The following is a 13201-nucleotide window of genomic DNA, read 5'->3' as shown; positions in this document are numbered from 1 at the left end:
ATCCTTTGGATAAATTAGTTGTCTAATTTTTTGGGGTCAGTACAAAACTTTTTCTGAGTTTTTTTTTTTATTAGTTATTGTTAATTAATGAAAAGGGTTAAACATATCAGAACTTCCTTGTTTACCTGACATCTGCATCATAATTTGTTGCTATCTAGTGCGTTCTGCTTCCTTATTCGTATTGATAGAAATAATAAGCAAGATGATCTATCCAATGAAAGTCCAGCTTAACAGTATTGAGAAAAGAAAGATTAGCCATTTCTTTTCTGTTTTGTTTAGAAGTGCTGGTAGGATGTCAATAATTATTGCTGGTAGACCCACAATCAAAGTCCAAAATGTCAAACCTAATCCCATGCTAGAATCGTCTCCAATAACTCCAAGTAAGAACCATCCAAGAGTCCAAAGGATAACTGGTATGGTAGCGATGGCTATCATGATGAGGTTTGTTTGAGATTTCTTTTCTGGCTTCTTCCAAGCCTCATTAAGAAGTGCTGTTTGTTTGTGGGAAGCTTGCATGAGCTTGTTAGGCAAAGGAATTTAAAGGCTTATTAGTAGTGTCTTGTATTGGATTTATTTGTTCTTGAAAGTTGGCTGTTGGAGCTTCTTGACCTATGTTAGGAGTTTGGAAAGTTTGTCTTTCATCGATACTAGAATCATCCAAGGATTCTTCAGTGACATCATAATTGTCAACATCATTTTTGACAGTTTCTACAGTCTCTGCTGATGGTTCAGGTTCTGTATGTTCAACAGTTTCTGAGTTTTGCGTCTTTTCTACAGTCTCTTTTTGTGAGAGTTTTTTTGTTGCTTTGACAGTTTGTTTGGGGGTTTCTCAGACAAATTCGCCTCGATTGGCTGCTTCAGCCATTTCTTGGATACTTGGATTACGTCCGTGGACTGCTTGGAAAAAATCAATCCAATCTTGTTGTTTCATATAGTTAAACTCCATTTGTTTCGATTATAAATTTTGATGCTTACAATTATAGCAATAGTGTAAGGGATATGCAATGGGAGTTGGATAGGACAGTTTATTTCTCTATAATCTTTTTGTCACTAAAGATGGGAAAGAGAAAGAAATAGGTTAAGATATAGACCACTAGAGGATATATCAGTGGATTATAGTCCCAGGCTCCTTGCCAATCTAGGTGTAAGAGTCTAACACTAGCGCGTGTCAGACCTGCGCTCCACCCCTTGAGTCCAAATGGTTTTAGGATAAGGTTGAGTGGTGTTGGGAGATGTAAAAGGTAGACTCCATAAATTGCCATTAAAACTAAGAGATATAATCTAAAAAAATGCTGGTGGTAGGCCCACAAGCGTGTGAAATAGTTTTTCATTACCCAATAACAGCAAAAAGTTTTTGAGCGTTTGATTGGCGAGTAGCATCCATGATGAGAAACCAGTCAACGATTGACCAGATACCACAACCACCACATGTCAAAAGTTTACCGATACCAAGACCAACTTGCCCCAACATAAAGCGGTCGATTCCAAGAGAACCACCAAAGAGTGAGATGACGAGCATCATCGTAGGATCTTGGAAGCTGATTGAGTAAAGCAGTGAAAGTTGCTGTTCAGGAAGTGCCTCAAGACGTTGGCGGATGTACTGAACTTGTTCTGTTGGGAAATACTTAGCGTTAATTGCTAGCCATTGATCGACCAGATTCATAATTAAATACTCCTAAAATTTTAAATTATACGTAAAGGATAACATAATGTAAAGGAGATTCAAGGTAGTCAAGGCTTTCGAAATCAATAAAAGCAACTTATTTGCAAGGTTCCGCTGTCTTATAACGAGAAGATCATTAGGATAATCCTTTCGCACTATGTTTGAGAGTGAGTTTGCTTTTATGATTTGTGATTTCTCAACACTTGTTCAAAACTTTCTGATTTAACCTTAACAGTGACTTTTTCGAGTGTTAAGGGGTGAGTGAAGCTAAGGGAGTGGGCGTGTAGCATGAGTCTAGATGCTGGCTGATGACTGTAAAGTGGGTCCCCCAGAATAGCATGACCGTGATGGGACAGATGCACACGAATTTGGTGAGTTCGGCCGGTTTTTAGTTGGCAGTTGACCAGACTGGCTCCTTCAAAGGTTTTGAGACGTGTGACGGTTGTATACGCACTCTGCCCTTTTCGAGGATCCACCACCCGTTTTCTACGATCGTGGCGGTCGCGTCCAATCTTGTCCTTATAAACAGTTTTCTTGGTCTGAAATTTACCTTCAGTCAATGCCCAGTATTGACGCTGAATCATCTTATCTTCTAAAAGCCGGTTAAGAATTGGCAGGATAAACGGATTTTTAGCGAAAAGCACAGCTCCACTAGTTTCCATATCTAGTCGATGAACGACGTAACAGGTTTGCCCACAATAAGCCGAAACATGGTTAAGAAGAGCGATTTCTGTGGGTTTATTGCCATGCGTCTTCATTCCTTCAGGCTTATTGACCACGATGATATGCGAATCCTCATAGAGAGGCTTTACCAAATTGGCATCTCCCATAGGGATAGTTTTATTAGGATAGTCCTCTGTGTCAAAGGTCAGGCTAATCCTATCACCTTCTTTAACAGGACTCTGCCAATTAATAGTTTCTCCATTGATAAGGACATGTTTTTTCGTGCGTAGGAAATGACGAATCTTACGAGGAATGAGGAGTTTGGTTTCTAGTAATTCTTTGACAGTTGTTGCAGGGTAGGGATTGATAATTTCTACGTGTAAAGTCATAGTTTCATTATATCATGAACGTTTAGAAGAGGACAGAACCTGTAAAAACTTGGTATAATAGGTTTATGACACTTTTTGATAATCTAAAAAACAAACTTTTTAAAGAAGAAACTAGCGGGAAGGGTAAGGAATCCCAGCCTGCTGGAAAATCGAAGGATTTACAAGATAGGATAAAAGGTCTTTTTGCCAAGAAGCCTGATGAAGTTGAACAAGCCGTTGAAGAACTTGACATGTCACGAGAAAGCCAAGAGACTTCACGTTACCAACGTTCTAAGCAAAAGAAACCTATTGACACGACCAAACCCTTAGGTAAGGTTCGGGCTTTCTTGAGCAAGTTCACTCTTTCGCCAAGAAATCCTATTCGCCGTTTCTGGCGTCGCTATCATATTGGTAAAATTCTCTTTATCTTGGTAGCCGTGTTGGTTCTGACAGTAGGCTCCTATCTCTTCTATATCGCTAAGACGACCAATGTCTCAGATCTTCAGGATGCCTTGAAGGCTACTACGGTTATCTATGACAAAGAAGGCAATCAAGCTGGTTCACTGTCAGGGCAAAAAGGGACCTATGTGGAGCTAGATGCTATTAGTGATAGCTTAGAAAATGCCGTCATTGCAACGGAGGATCGTACCTTTTACAAAAATAGTGGGATTAACGTCAAACGTTTCCTCCTAGCCATTGTTTCTATGGGCCGATTTGGTGGTGGTTCGACCATCACACAACAGTTGGCTAAAAATGCCTTTTTGACTCAGGAACAGACAGTAACTCGTAAGGCCAAGGAATTCTTTCTTTCTTTGGAACTAACCAAGAAATACAGCAAGCAAGAAATCCTTACCATGTATCTCAATAATGCCTACTTCGGAAACGGTGTTTGGGGTGTTGAAGACGCCAGCCAAAAATACTTTGGGACAAGTGCTGCCAATCTAACGGTGGATGAGGCAGCGACACTTGCAGGTATGCTTAAGGGACCTGAAATTTACAATCCGATTGATAATATCCAAAATGCAACCAACCGCCGAAACACTGTCCTTGCCAATATGGTAGATGATGAGAAGTTGAGTCAAGCTGATGCTGATAGTGCAGCTGGAGTTGATATGGCTAGTCGCTTGGTTGATACTTATCAAGGGACTGGTGATGACTATAGGTATCCGTCTTACTTTGATGCTGTCATTGAAGAAGCTACTAAGACTTATGGCTTGAGTGAGGATGAAATTGTTAAAAATGGCTACAAAATCTATACAGAGATGGATGCCAACTCACAGGCTAATATGCAGCAGACTTATGAAAATAGTTATCTCTTTCCCACGTCAGAAAGTGATGGTAGCACAGCCCAGTCAGCTAGTGTAGCACTTGATCCATCAACTGGAGCGGTTCGTGGTTTGGTAGGTCGTGTAGGTGGTACAGGTGATACAACCTTCCGTAATTTCAACTATGCAACCCAAGGGAAGCGTAGTCCTGGTTCGACAATCAAACCTTTGGTGGTTTATGCTCCAGCTCTGGCTTCAGGGTGGAGCATCAATAAGGACCTACCTAATACGCCAATTGATTACAATGGCTATACCCCAACCAACTATGGTGGTATTGAGACTGATGATGTGCCCATGTATCAAGCTTTGGCCAACTCTTACAATATTCCGGCAGTTTATCTCTTTAACCAAATCGGTATACAAAAAGGGATTAGTTACGGTCAGAAATTTGGTCTTAACTTTGATAATGTTCCAGAAGAATTAGGGATTGCACTCGGTGGTGGTGTGACAGCTAGTCCTCTACAAATGGCTCAGGCTTATGCGACCTTTGCCAATGGTGGGGAGATGAATACAGCTTATTTTATCACTAAAATTGAAAATGCTAGTGGTGATATCATTGCTACCCATAGTAAGAAGTCTAAACGTATTATCAGCCAGTCTGTAGCTAACCAGATGACTAGCATGATGCTCGGTACCTTCTCAAATGGTTCCGCTGTTAATGCCAACTACACGGGTTACACTATGGCAGGTAAGACAGGTACTGTTCAGGCCGAGTTTAACAAAGATTTGACCAGTGACCAGTGGGTAATTGGCTATACTCCTGATGTGGTTATAACGACTTGGATTGGTTTTGATAAGACTGACGAGAATCACTACTTAACAGGAGCAAGCTCAGGAACGGCTTCAACTATTTTCAGCTATATCGCTGCAGATGTTTTGCCAAATACACCAGGTAATGAGTTTACCGTTGAAAATGCCTATGCGGCTGATGGTCAAACCTTAGATTATACAGCAAATCCAAACGATTCACGTAATAGCAATAATAAGTCATGGACAGACAAGGCTTCAGACGTTGTCAATGATGTAAAAGATCAAGCAAGCAGCCTATGGGATAAGCTCTCAGACTCCTTCTCAGGTCTATTCAGATAGCTTGTCAATTAAGTTTAAAAGTGGTAAGATAAAAAGAACGGAGGCGTTATGGCACAGAAAAAAGCAAGCCTAGCGTGTGCAGATTGTGGGAACCGAAACTACTCGATTAGTGTTAGTAGCACTCCCAAACCAACACGACTAGAAGTGAACAAGTTTTGCAAAAATTGTAAAAAATATACCTTGCATAAAGAAACAAGATAGGAGACACCGTGAGACAAACCGGAAGTATTTTCAAAGTCTTGAAAGACACGACTTGGCCAGAGCGTAAACAACGCTGGCACGATTTTAGTTCAGTTCTTGAGTATACTGCATTCTTCACTGTCATCATCTATGCGTTTGATGAATTGTTGAGTCGCACTATGTCAGCACTGATTAACTTTTTCTAAAGAAAACATAAAAAGAGTGGGCATGCTTGCTCTTTTTTGTTATAATAAATGCAGATAAAAGCGAGAACAAGGGCCTCCAGGCTTTTTTATTACGCTTTGAATTAAAACATAGGCATTCATTTACATTTAACGCTTGCGCCTCGAATATTGATGGTCATGTTTAAATGTCATTTAGAACAAAGAAAGGAATCCTAAAATGCTAGATTCATTCGACAAGGGCTGGTTCGTCCTTCAAACGTATTCAGGATACGAAAATAAAGTTAAAGAAAATCTTTTGCAACGAGCTCAAACTTATAACATGCTTGAAAATATCTTGCGTGTTGAAATCCCAACTCAAACTGTCAATGTTGAGAAAAACGGTAAAGTTAAAGAAGTGGAAGAAAACCGCTTCCCTGGTTACGTTCTTGTTGAGATGGTAATGACAGACGAAGCATGGTTTGTTGTTCGTAATACTCCAAACGTTACTGGTTTCGTTGGTTCACACGGAAACCGTTCTAAACCAACACCACTTTTGGAAGAAGAAATCCGTCAAATCTTGATTTCAATGGGTCAAACAGTTGATGTCTTTGATACGAATATCAAGGTTGGTGACGTGGTTCAAATCATCGATGGTGCCTTTATGGGGCAAGAAGGCCGTGTTGTCGAAATTGAAAACAACAAGGTTAAAATCATGATTAACATGTTTGGTTCAGAAACAGCTGCTGAGCTTGAACTCTACCAAATCGCTGAACTTTAAAATAGTCAAAAAGGTTGGAACCAGGAGCTTCAACCTCGTAAGACTATCTCATTAAACATGGGGGAGAGACTAGAATCTAGATTTTTAAATTTAGTTCTGTGTCACTCCCTTTTTCTAACGGATGATGAATTATAAACAATTTTACGATAAGATTAGCGGTCCATTGCGTCCTTATGCTAAGGTCTTGGGAGGATTGAACAAGGCTATAACAAGGACTTTTTACCTGCTTTTTCCTATATTTCTTATTTTGGTTTGGCTGAGGCATGGCTGGTTTGTTCTTTTTACGACAGTGCTTATTATGGGAGAAGGCTTTTTTCTGCTTTCTCTTGGTCGTAGCCTTTATAATCGCCCACGCCCTTATCAGACCTGGGACATTCAGCCTCTTATTAAAAAGGATAGTCTTGGCAAGTCATTTCCTAGCCGTCATGTTTTTTCAGCAACGACCATTGCCATGTTTACCTTATTGCTTAATCCGTGGCTAGGTGGGACTATGCTTTTTCTCGCAGCAATTTTGGCTATCTTGCGCGTGCTAGGTGGTGTTCATTATCCTAGTGATGTTTTGGCAGGCTATGTCATTGGAATTCTTGTTGGCCTCCTTCTTTACCTTTAGAAATTTTTGGTCTTCTTCGAGAGAGGAGGGCTTTTTTCATTGAAAAAAGAAAAGGACCCTTTGGGGACCTTTTCTCTTGTTCTAAAATTCGAGTTGGCGATTAAAGGTTGTTCCCACCATTCGATATTGGCTTAGTTTAAAACATGCTCTATGATAGCTTGTGTTACTCCATGTTGATCATTTGAGGCAGTCACTAGATTTTCAGACTTCTTGACTCCCTCAGGTGCATTGACCATAGCAACTCCTAGGCTAGCCAGAGCGAGCATAGGACTATCGTTGAAATTATCACCAATAGTCATAATCTGTTCAAGAGGAATGTCATAATATTTGGCAACCTCAAGGAGAGCATGTTCTTTAGAAACGTGCTTGGCAGTGACTTCTAAGTAGTTATCTTTGGATAAGTAGAAGACTGTCTGTGGAAAACCCATGCTTAGGAGTTTTTGGTGGAGGTCCTGGATAAACTTCAGGCTCATCAATCAACAATAGCTTGTGGATAGAAGGCTTTGAATCTGAGACAGTGTCTTGGAGTTCCTTAATAATAGGAGATTCACCTGTGATACTTGCTTCCAACTGAGACCATTTGTTTAGTTGGTTGGTAATCCAATCCTTGCCAGAGTGGATATTCACAGAAACACTTGGATAGTCTGTGGATAAGTAGTTAATAAATATTCGAGTTTCGGATTTATCCACAGGATGTTCTATGATAGTACGATCATCCTCAAGTACTAGGCCCCGTTGTAGCAGGTGATAGGATTGTCATGAAGTCCTAGTTTATGAGCAATTGGTTGCATTCCTAGTGGAGAATGGACAGAAGCTAAAACAAAAGGTATCTTCGCCTTTTCAAGCTCTGGCATGACTTCAATCAGTTGATCATCTACCTGGTGGTTACTAGTGAGAATAGTCCCATCAATATCGCTGATAATCAAACGAATTTTACTAATAATCGCTATCCTTTCCATCATATAAGATTATTACTTTATCTTTAAGTGTTTCAACTATATCAGACTCAGGCTCCTTATCTGTAATCCAATAGTCAAAGTCCTCAAGTTTACCCAAGATATATTTGGAATGCTTTTCATATTTGTCAGATTCAGCAATAAGTATCTTAGTTCTAGTAGCTTGCAAGGCTAGCTGTTTGACGGCAACGTCTTCTTTATCTTCAAAGCTAACCAATCCTTGACTGAGACTAGCCACTCCAAAGAAGGCTAAGTCAAATTGTAGATGTTGCAAGATCTGTGCTTCGTGAATCGAGTAGTAGAAGCGGTTTTTAGTGTAGAATTTGCCTCCCAAGAGATGAAAATCAATCCCTTCCTTACCACTTAGGACCAAGGCATTATCCAAGGAGTGGGAGTAAACAGTGACGTTCTTAGTTAATTTTTGTGAAACTTCAAGCATCAAGGTAGAAACATCGAAAAAAAGTAGAGATTGTTCTTTGATGAAGCTAAGCGCCAGGTCTGCCATTTTTTTCTTATCTTCTGTGAGTCCTTTCTGACGTTCTTGGAAGCAAAGAACACTGGTGTTTTTAACTGGAAGAATACCGCCATGGGTACGTTGAGCCAGATTCCTCTGGCTGAGACAATAAAAATCTCTTCTGACAGTATCTTTGGAAACTCCTAATTCATCAACCATTTCTTTGACAGATAGGTTTCCTCGCTCTTCCAAGAGCATCAAAATTCTCTCAAATCGTTGTTCCTGATACATGAGTCACCTGCTTTCTGATATTAGTATAGTATCTTTTTACGTTTTTTGTATATAAAAATGCAAAAAAACGCAAACTAAGCCAGGTTCAAGTTACCTCGTAAACTTCTCTTACTATCTTTAAAAATCCTTCAAAAATGCTATAATAGAAGCATTACGAATATTGGAGAGAAACCATGAGTTTTTACAATCATAAAGAAATCGAGCCTAAGTGGCAAAAATACTGGGCTGACCATCATACATTTAAGACAGGAACAGATGCTTCAAAACCTAAGTTTTATGCGCTTGACATGTTCCCTTACCCATCTGGAGCGGGTCTTCACGTAGGACACCCAGAAGGCTACACAGCGACAGATATCCTTAGCCGTTTCAAGCGTGCCCAAGGCTATAACGTCCTTCACCCAATGGGATGGGATGCTTTTGGTTTGCCTGCTGAGCAATATGCTATGGATACTGGTAATGATCCAGCTGACTTTACAGCGGAAAATATTGCCAACTTCAAACGTCAAATCAACGCGCTTGGATTCTCTTACGACTGGGATCGTGAAATCAACACAACAGATCCAAACTACTATAAGTGGACGCAGTGGATTTTCACCAAGCTTTACGAAAAAGGTTTGGCTTATGAGGCGGAAGTACCAGTAAACTGGGTTGAGGAACTAGGAACAGCTATCGCCAATGAAGAAGTCCTTCCGGACGGAACTTCTGAGCGTGGTGGCTATCCAGTTGTCCGTAAACCAATGCGCCAATGGATGCTTAAAATCACTGCTTATGCAGAGCGATTGCTCAATGACTTGGATGAGTTGGATTGGCCAGAGTCTATCAAGGACATGCAACGCAACTGGATTGGTAAATCAACTGGTGCCAATGTCACCTTCAAAGTGAAAGGTACTGACAAGGAATTCACCGTCTTTACGACACGTCCGGATACCCTTTTCGGTGCGACTTTCACTGTTTTGGCGCCTGAGCATGACTTAGTAGATGCTATCACAAGTCCTGAACAAGCTGAGGCTGTAGCTAACTACAAACACCAAGCTAGCCTTAAATCAGACTTGGCTCGTACCGACCTTGCCAAGGAAAAAACAGGGGTTTGGACTGGAGCTTATGCTATAAACCCTGTTAACGGTAGAGAAATTCCAATCTGGATTGCGGACTACGTTCTCGCTAGCTACGGAACAGGTGCAGTTATGGCCGTACCTGCTCACGATGAGCGTGACTGGGAATTTGCTAAACAGTTTGGTCTTCCAATCGTAGAAGTACTTGAAGGTGGCAACGTTGAAGAAGCAGCTTACACAGAAGACGGTCCTCATGTCAACTCTGACTTCTTGAACGGGCTTAACAAAGAAGAAGCTATTGCTAAAATTGTAGCTTGGTTGGAAGAAAAAGGCTTTGGTCAAGAAAAAATCACTTACCGTCTCCGCGACTGGCTCTTTAGCCGTCAACGTTACTGGGGTGAACCAATCCCAATCATTCATTGGGAAGATGGCACTTCAACAGCCGTTCCAGAAAGCGAATTGCCACTTGTCTTGCCAGTAACCAAGGACATCCGTCCTTCAGGTACTGGTGAAAGTCCATTGGCTAACTTGACAGACTGGCTTGAAGTGACTCGTGAAGATGGGGTCAAAGGTCGTCGTGAAACCAACACCATGCCACAATGGGCAGGTTCAAGCTGGTACTACCTTCGCTATATCGACCCACATAACACAGAAAAATTGGCAGATGAGGACCTCCTCAAACAATGGTTGCCAGTCGATATCTACGTGGGTGGTGCAGAACACGCCGTTCTTCACTTGCTTTACGCTCGTTTCTGGCACAAATTCCTCTATGACCTCGGTGTCGTTCCAACTAAAGAACCATTCCAAAAACTCTTTAACCAAGGAATGATCTTGGGAACAAGCTACCGTGACCACCGTGGTGCTCTTGTGGCGACTGACAAGGTTGAAAAACGTGATGGTTCCTTCTTCCATGTGGAAACAGGAGAAGAGTTGGAGCAAGCACCAGCCAAGATGTCTAAATCCCTCAAGAACGTGGTTAACCCAGACGATGTGGTGGAACAATATGGTGCTGATACCCTTCGTGTCTATGAAATGTTCATGGGACCACTCGATGCTTCTATCGCTTGGTCAGAAGAAGGCTTGGAGGGAAGTCGTAAATTCCTTGATCGTGTTTACCGTTTGATTACAAGTAAAGAAATCGTTGCGGAAAATAATGGTGGTCTTGACAAAGTTTATAACGAAACCGTTAAATCTGTCACTGAGCAAATTGAGTTGATGAAATTCAACACAGCCATTGCTCAACTCATGGTCTTTGTTAACGCGGCTAACAAGGAAGACAAACTCTATGTGGATTATGCCAAAGGCTTTGTCCAATTGATTGCCCCATTTGCGCCTCACTTGGCAGAAGAACTCTGGCAAACTCTTACAGCAACAGGTGAGTCAATCTCTTATGTGGCTTGGCCAACTTGGGACGAAAGCAAATTAGTTGAAGACGAAATCGAAATCGTCGTCCAAATCAAAGGAAAAGTCCGTGCTAAACTCATGGTCGCTAAAGACCTTTCACGCGAAGAATTGCAAGAAGTGGCTCTGGCTGACGAAAAAGTCAAAGCAGAGATTGATGGCAAGGAAATCGTGAAAGTAATTGCGGTACCGAACAAGCTTGTGAACATTGTTGTGAAATAACCAATTTGTTTGCTGATTTGCAACCTTAAACAGTTCCCCAAACTGTTTGAGCTAACTAAACTCCATTTATATTGTTGTGGAATAAGAAATGAATCCTCTAGAGTTAGACTCTGGAGGATTTTTTACTCTTCTTGACAAGAAAACGATATTTTGTAATACCATTAACAAAAAGAAGGAAACTATGAATAAGAAAGAACTGCATAAGTTTAATAAATGTTTTAATAGCTTTGCTTTAGCCTTTGAACGGTTGAAAAAGGACCAGCATAGGAATAAGTATTGATAAATCAATCACACTATTAATGAAGTCCGTTTGATTGACCTAATAGGTCGGAATCAGCCTGTGAATCTAGTGAAATTATCTGGGTTGCTTGAAGTATCAAGGAGTGCCGTCACTCAGAGTGTTAGATGTTTAATCAAGAAAGACCTCGTTTCTTTTGAATTTGCACAGGATAATGAAAAAAATAAATATCTGATATTATCTAAAAAAGGGGTTGAGGTTTTTAACATCCATAAAGAGCAGCAAGAACATATTGAAAAAGCCATTTTTTCAATTTTAAGAAACTATAGTGAGGAGGACCTTCAAATGGTTATGAAACTGCTGGATGATGTTGAACAGGTGTGGCGAGAATTACCGTGGAAAAAATCACGGTAATTTTAAAACCATATTGTTAATCATATTAACAAAAAGAGGAAGATATGAATATGCAAATTGAACTTATCTCAGCGTCTGAGTTAGCAGATGAATCTTTTAATATTGTCATCAATGACTTAAAACCAAGAGAAACATATCGAGTCGAAATGTTTCTATCTGATTATTATTGTATCAATGCTCCCATGCGTTTAGCTCATGATGTTTTATGGAAATCAACAGCGACTTTTGTATCAGACAGATACGAATGGTATTATTAATATCTCACAAACCCCATCTTGTTCTGGCTCGTATGAAGGTATTTCAACAATGGGACTATTTTTAATGCCAAGCCCTTGACCAATAAGAGAAAGAAACTTCCAAACTCTCTTTCTAAAATTCCCTTATTAGATCATTTTTTTGTGGGAATCAAAATTATGCAAGGAAATACTGTCATTGCAGAGAGAACTTTCACAAGACATTATATGAGTTCGCAAATTAGTCATCAAGATATTTACGGGAAACATTTTCAAGGGAGACTCTTTTATGATAAAAAGGCAATGAAAGCACCAGCATTGATTATTGTGAGCGGTAGTGAAGGAAGGATTGAAAAGGCACAGAATATAGCTCAGCTTCTCTCTTCTAGAGGTTATATTTGTTTAGCAATTGCCTACTTTGGTTTAGAGGGGTTGCCAAAACATTTGAAACGTATTCCTTTAGAGTGCCTTGTGGAGGCAAAGAGTTATCTACGTCAGTACCCTCAAGTAGATAGTGAAAGAATTGGAATCTATGGACGATCTAAGGGAGCAGAATTGGTTTTAGTTGAGGAGATCCTTTTTAATGACGTTCAATGTTTGGTACTAAATTCACCCTCTGATGTGGTGTATGAAGGGATAGAAGGGAAATGGAACTCTCATACTTCTTCTTGGACGCATTTGCAAAAAGAACTTCCCTATCAAAAGTTTCGATTTAGAGATTTTTTGTTCAGTAAACTTTTTAGAAAAGATTTCCCTAAAGATTGCTCTGCTAGGATAGATATTGGTCAAATGCATTCACCAATCTTGTTGCTCGGAAGTACTGTTGATGAAATATGGGATGCTTCGTCAGCAATTGATGATATTGTCTCACATTATAAAGGACACTACATTACATTTAAAAAATATCATGAAACAGGTCACATGTTGACGGTGGCTTATCAACCAAATCATCGTTATCGAAAAGATTGGCGTTTACTGATGAAAGAGAGTGAGGATTTTTGGTTGGCTACGATTCATTTTTTTGATAGGCATTTGAAAAAGCAATAAAAGAAGATTATAAATATGCTATAATAGTCCCAACTAAGATAAAAACACAGTTC

At 40.2% G+C, this 13201-nt stretch carries 16 protein-coding genes; 10 read left to right on the top strand and 6 right to left on the bottom strand.

From position 1 onward, the window contains the following. Positions 1-1025 precede the first annotated feature (1025 nt). The 3 genes from ACLRYO_RS03390 to ACLRYO_RS03380 form a co-directional block, all read right to left on the bottom strand. Entirely contained in the window at positions 1026-1262 is a 237-nt protein-coding gene (locus ACLRYO_RS03390) for a DUF2752 domain-containing protein (RefSeq protein WP_224102989.1), read from the bottom strand. 68 nt (positions 1263-1330) lie between these two features. Continuing rightward, positions 1331-1663 (bottom strand): TM2 domain-containing protein, encoded by a 333-nt coding sequence (locus tag ACLRYO_RS03385; protein ID WP_011680691.1) that lies wholly within the window; start codon positions 1661-1663, stop codon positions 1331-1333. A 179-nt stretch (positions 1664-1842) separates the two neighbouring features. Beyond that, positions 1843-2715: an RluA family pseudouridine synthase gene (locus ACLRYO_RS03380; RefSeq protein WP_014607922.1), complete on the bottom strand. Its 873-nt coding sequence runs from the start codon at positions 2713-2715 to the stop codon at positions 1843-1845. Positions 2716-2780: 65 nt separating this feature from the next. Between ACLRYO_RS03380 and pbp2a the strand changes: the two genes are divergently transcribed. From pbp2a to ACLRYO_RS03355, 5 genes are all read left to right on the top strand, one after another. Further along, positions 2781-5108 carry a penicillin-binding protein PBP2A gene (pbp2a, locus tag ACLRYO_RS03375; protein ID WP_014607923.1) on the top strand — a complete coding sequence of 776 codons (2328 nt, stop codon included), beginning with the start codon at positions 2781-2783 and terminating at the stop codon, positions 5106-5108. A gap of 48 nt (positions 5109-5156) precedes the next feature. Next, positions 5157-5309, top strand: a complete 153-nt coding sequence (gene rpmG / locus ACLRYO_RS03370; protein ID WP_002946904.1) for a 50S ribosomal protein L33 — start codon at positions 5157-5159, stop codon at positions 5307-5309. Positions 5310-5317: 8 nt separating this feature from the next. Further along, positions 5318-5494 (top strand): preprotein translocase subunit SecE, encoded by a 177-nt coding sequence (gene secE, locus ACLRYO_RS03365; protein WP_011680694.1) that lies wholly within the window; start codon positions 5318-5320, stop codon positions 5492-5494. Between the two features lie 196 nt (positions 5495-5690). Next, positions 5691-6230, top strand: coding sequence for a transcription termination/antitermination protein NusG (gene nusG / locus ACLRYO_RS03360; protein WP_002883644.1), 540 nt, complete (start codon positions 5691-5693; stop codon positions 6228-6230). A gap of 121 nt (positions 6231-6351) precedes the next feature. Continuing rightward, a complete protein-coding gene (locus ACLRYO_RS03355) occupies positions 6352-6840 on the top strand; it encodes a phosphatase PAP2 family protein (RefSeq protein WP_014607924.1) in 489 nt (162 codons plus the stop codon). A 131-nt stretch (positions 6841-6971) separates the two neighbouring features. Here ACLRYO_RS03355 and ACLRYO_RS03350 read toward each other — a convergent pair whose 3' ends face one another. The 3 genes from ACLRYO_RS03350 to ACLRYO_RS03340 all read right to left on the bottom strand — a co-directional run bounded on the left by ACLRYO_RS03350 (position 6972) and on the right by ACLRYO_RS03340 (position 8541). Continuing rightward, positions 6972-7313, bottom strand: a complete 342-nt coding sequence (locus tag ACLRYO_RS03350; protein ID WP_413084673.1) for an HAD hydrolase family protein — start codon at positions 7311-7313, stop codon at positions 6972-6974. Between the two features lie 252 nt (positions 7314-7565). After that, a complete protein-coding gene (locus ACLRYO_RS03345; protein WP_014727310.1) occupies positions 7566-7799 on the bottom strand; it encodes an HAD family hydrolase in 234 nt (77 codons plus the stop codon). Next, positions 7777-8541: a DeoR/GlpR family DNA-binding transcription regulator gene (locus ACLRYO_RS03340; protein WP_014607925.1), complete on the bottom strand. Its 765-nt coding sequence runs from the start codon at positions 8539-8541 to the stop codon at positions 7777-7779. Before ACLRYO_RS03340 ends, ACLRYO_RS03345 begins: the two co-directional genes overlap by 23 nt. A 173-nt stretch (positions 8542-8714) precedes the next feature. Here ACLRYO_RS03340 and leuS point away from each other — a divergent pair, with 173 nt between their 5' ends. From leuS to ACLRYO_RS03315, 5 genes are all read left to right on the top strand, one after another. Next, positions 8715-11216, top strand: coding sequence for a leucine--tRNA ligase (gene leuS, locus ACLRYO_RS03335; RefSeq protein ID WP_002947934.1), 2502 nt, complete (start codon positions 8715-8717; stop codon positions 11214-11216). A gap of 283 nt (positions 11217-11499) precedes the next feature. Then, positions 11500-11868, top strand: a complete 369-nt coding sequence (locus ACLRYO_RS03330) for a MarR family winged helix-turn-helix transcriptional regulator (RefSeq protein WP_335743731.1) — start codon at positions 11500-11502, stop codon at positions 11866-11868. A gap of 44 nt (positions 11869-11912) precedes the next feature. Beyond that, the gene (locus ACLRYO_RS03325; protein ID WP_413084677.1) at positions 11913-12125 is read left to right on the top strand and encodes a hypothetical protein; all 213 of its coding nucleotides are present in this window, start codon (positions 11913-11915) and stop codon (positions 12123-12125) included. After that, positions 12064-12204: an acyl-CoA thioesterase/BAAT N-terminal domain-containing protein gene (locus tag ACLRYO_RS03320; RefSeq protein ID WP_081004987.1), complete on the top strand. Its 141-nt coding sequence runs from the start codon at positions 12064-12066 to the stop codon at positions 12202-12204. Before ACLRYO_RS03325 ends, ACLRYO_RS03320 begins: the two co-directional genes overlap by 62 nt. Continuing rightward, a complete protein-coding gene (locus ACLRYO_RS03315) occupies positions 12201-13148 on the top strand; it encodes an alpha/beta hydrolase family protein (protein ID WP_413084672.1) in 948 nt (315 codons plus the stop codon). The genes ACLRYO_RS03320 and ACLRYO_RS03315 overlap by 4 nt, the downstream gene beginning before the upstream one ends. Positions 13149-13201 lie beyond the last annotated feature (53 nt).

The organism is Veillonella parvula, assembly GCF_047241225.1.
Lineage (GTDB): Bacteria > Bacillota > Negativicutes > Veillonellales > Veillonellaceae > Veillonella > Veillonella parvula_O.
This window is presented reverse-complemented; position numbering and strand designations above follow the sequence as displayed.

Coding starts and splice junctions, on each gene's coding strand:
- ACLRYO_RS03320 (WP_081004987.1), top strand. CDS start 12,064: ATGATGTTTTATGGAAATCAACAGCGACTTTTGTATCAGACAGATACG.
- ACLRYO_RS03340 (WP_014607925.1), bottom strand. CDS start 8,541: ATGTATCAGGAACAACGATTTGAGAGAATTTTGATGCTCTTGGAAGAG.
- ACLRYO_RS03380 (WP_014607922.1), bottom strand. CDS start 2,715: ATGACTTTACACGTAGAAATTATCAATCCCTACCCTGCAACAACTGTC.
- ACLRYO_RS03350 (WP_413084673.1), bottom strand. CDS start 7,313: ATGAGCCTGAAGTTTATCCAGGACCTCCACCAAAAACTCCTAAGCATG.
- ACLRYO_RS03385 (WP_011680691.1), bottom strand. CDS start 1,663: ATGAATCTGGTCGATCAATGGCTAGCAATTAACGCTAAGTATTTCCCA.
- rpmG (WP_002946904.1), top strand. CDS start 5,157: ATGGCACAGAAAAAAGCAAGCCTAGCGTGTGCAGATTGTGGGAACCGA.
- ACLRYO_RS03355 (WP_014607924.1), top strand. CDS start 6,352: ATGATGAATTATAAACAATTTTACGATAAGATTAGCGGTCCATTGCGT.
- ACLRYO_RS03345 (WP_014727310.1), bottom strand. CDS start 7,799: ATGGAAAGGATAGCGATTATTAGTAAAATTCGTTTGATTATCAGCGAT.
- pbp2a (WP_014607923.1), top strand. CDS start 2,781: ATGACACTTTTTGATAATCTAAAAAACAAACTTTTTAAAGAAGAAACT.
- ACLRYO_RS03325 (WP_413084677.1), top strand. CDS start 11,913: ATGAATATGCAAATTGAACTTATCTCAGCGTCTGAGTTAGCAGATGAA.
- nusG (WP_002883644.1), top strand. CDS start 5,691: ATGCTAGATTCATTCGACAAGGGCTGGTTCGTCCTTCAAACGTATTCA.
- ACLRYO_RS03390 (WP_224102989.1), bottom strand. CDS start 1,262: ATGGCAATTTATGGAGTCTACCTTTTACATCTCCCAACACCACTCAAC.
- leuS (WP_002947934.1), top strand. CDS start 8,715: ATGAGTTTTTACAATCATAAAGAAATCGAGCCTAAGTGGCAAAAATAC.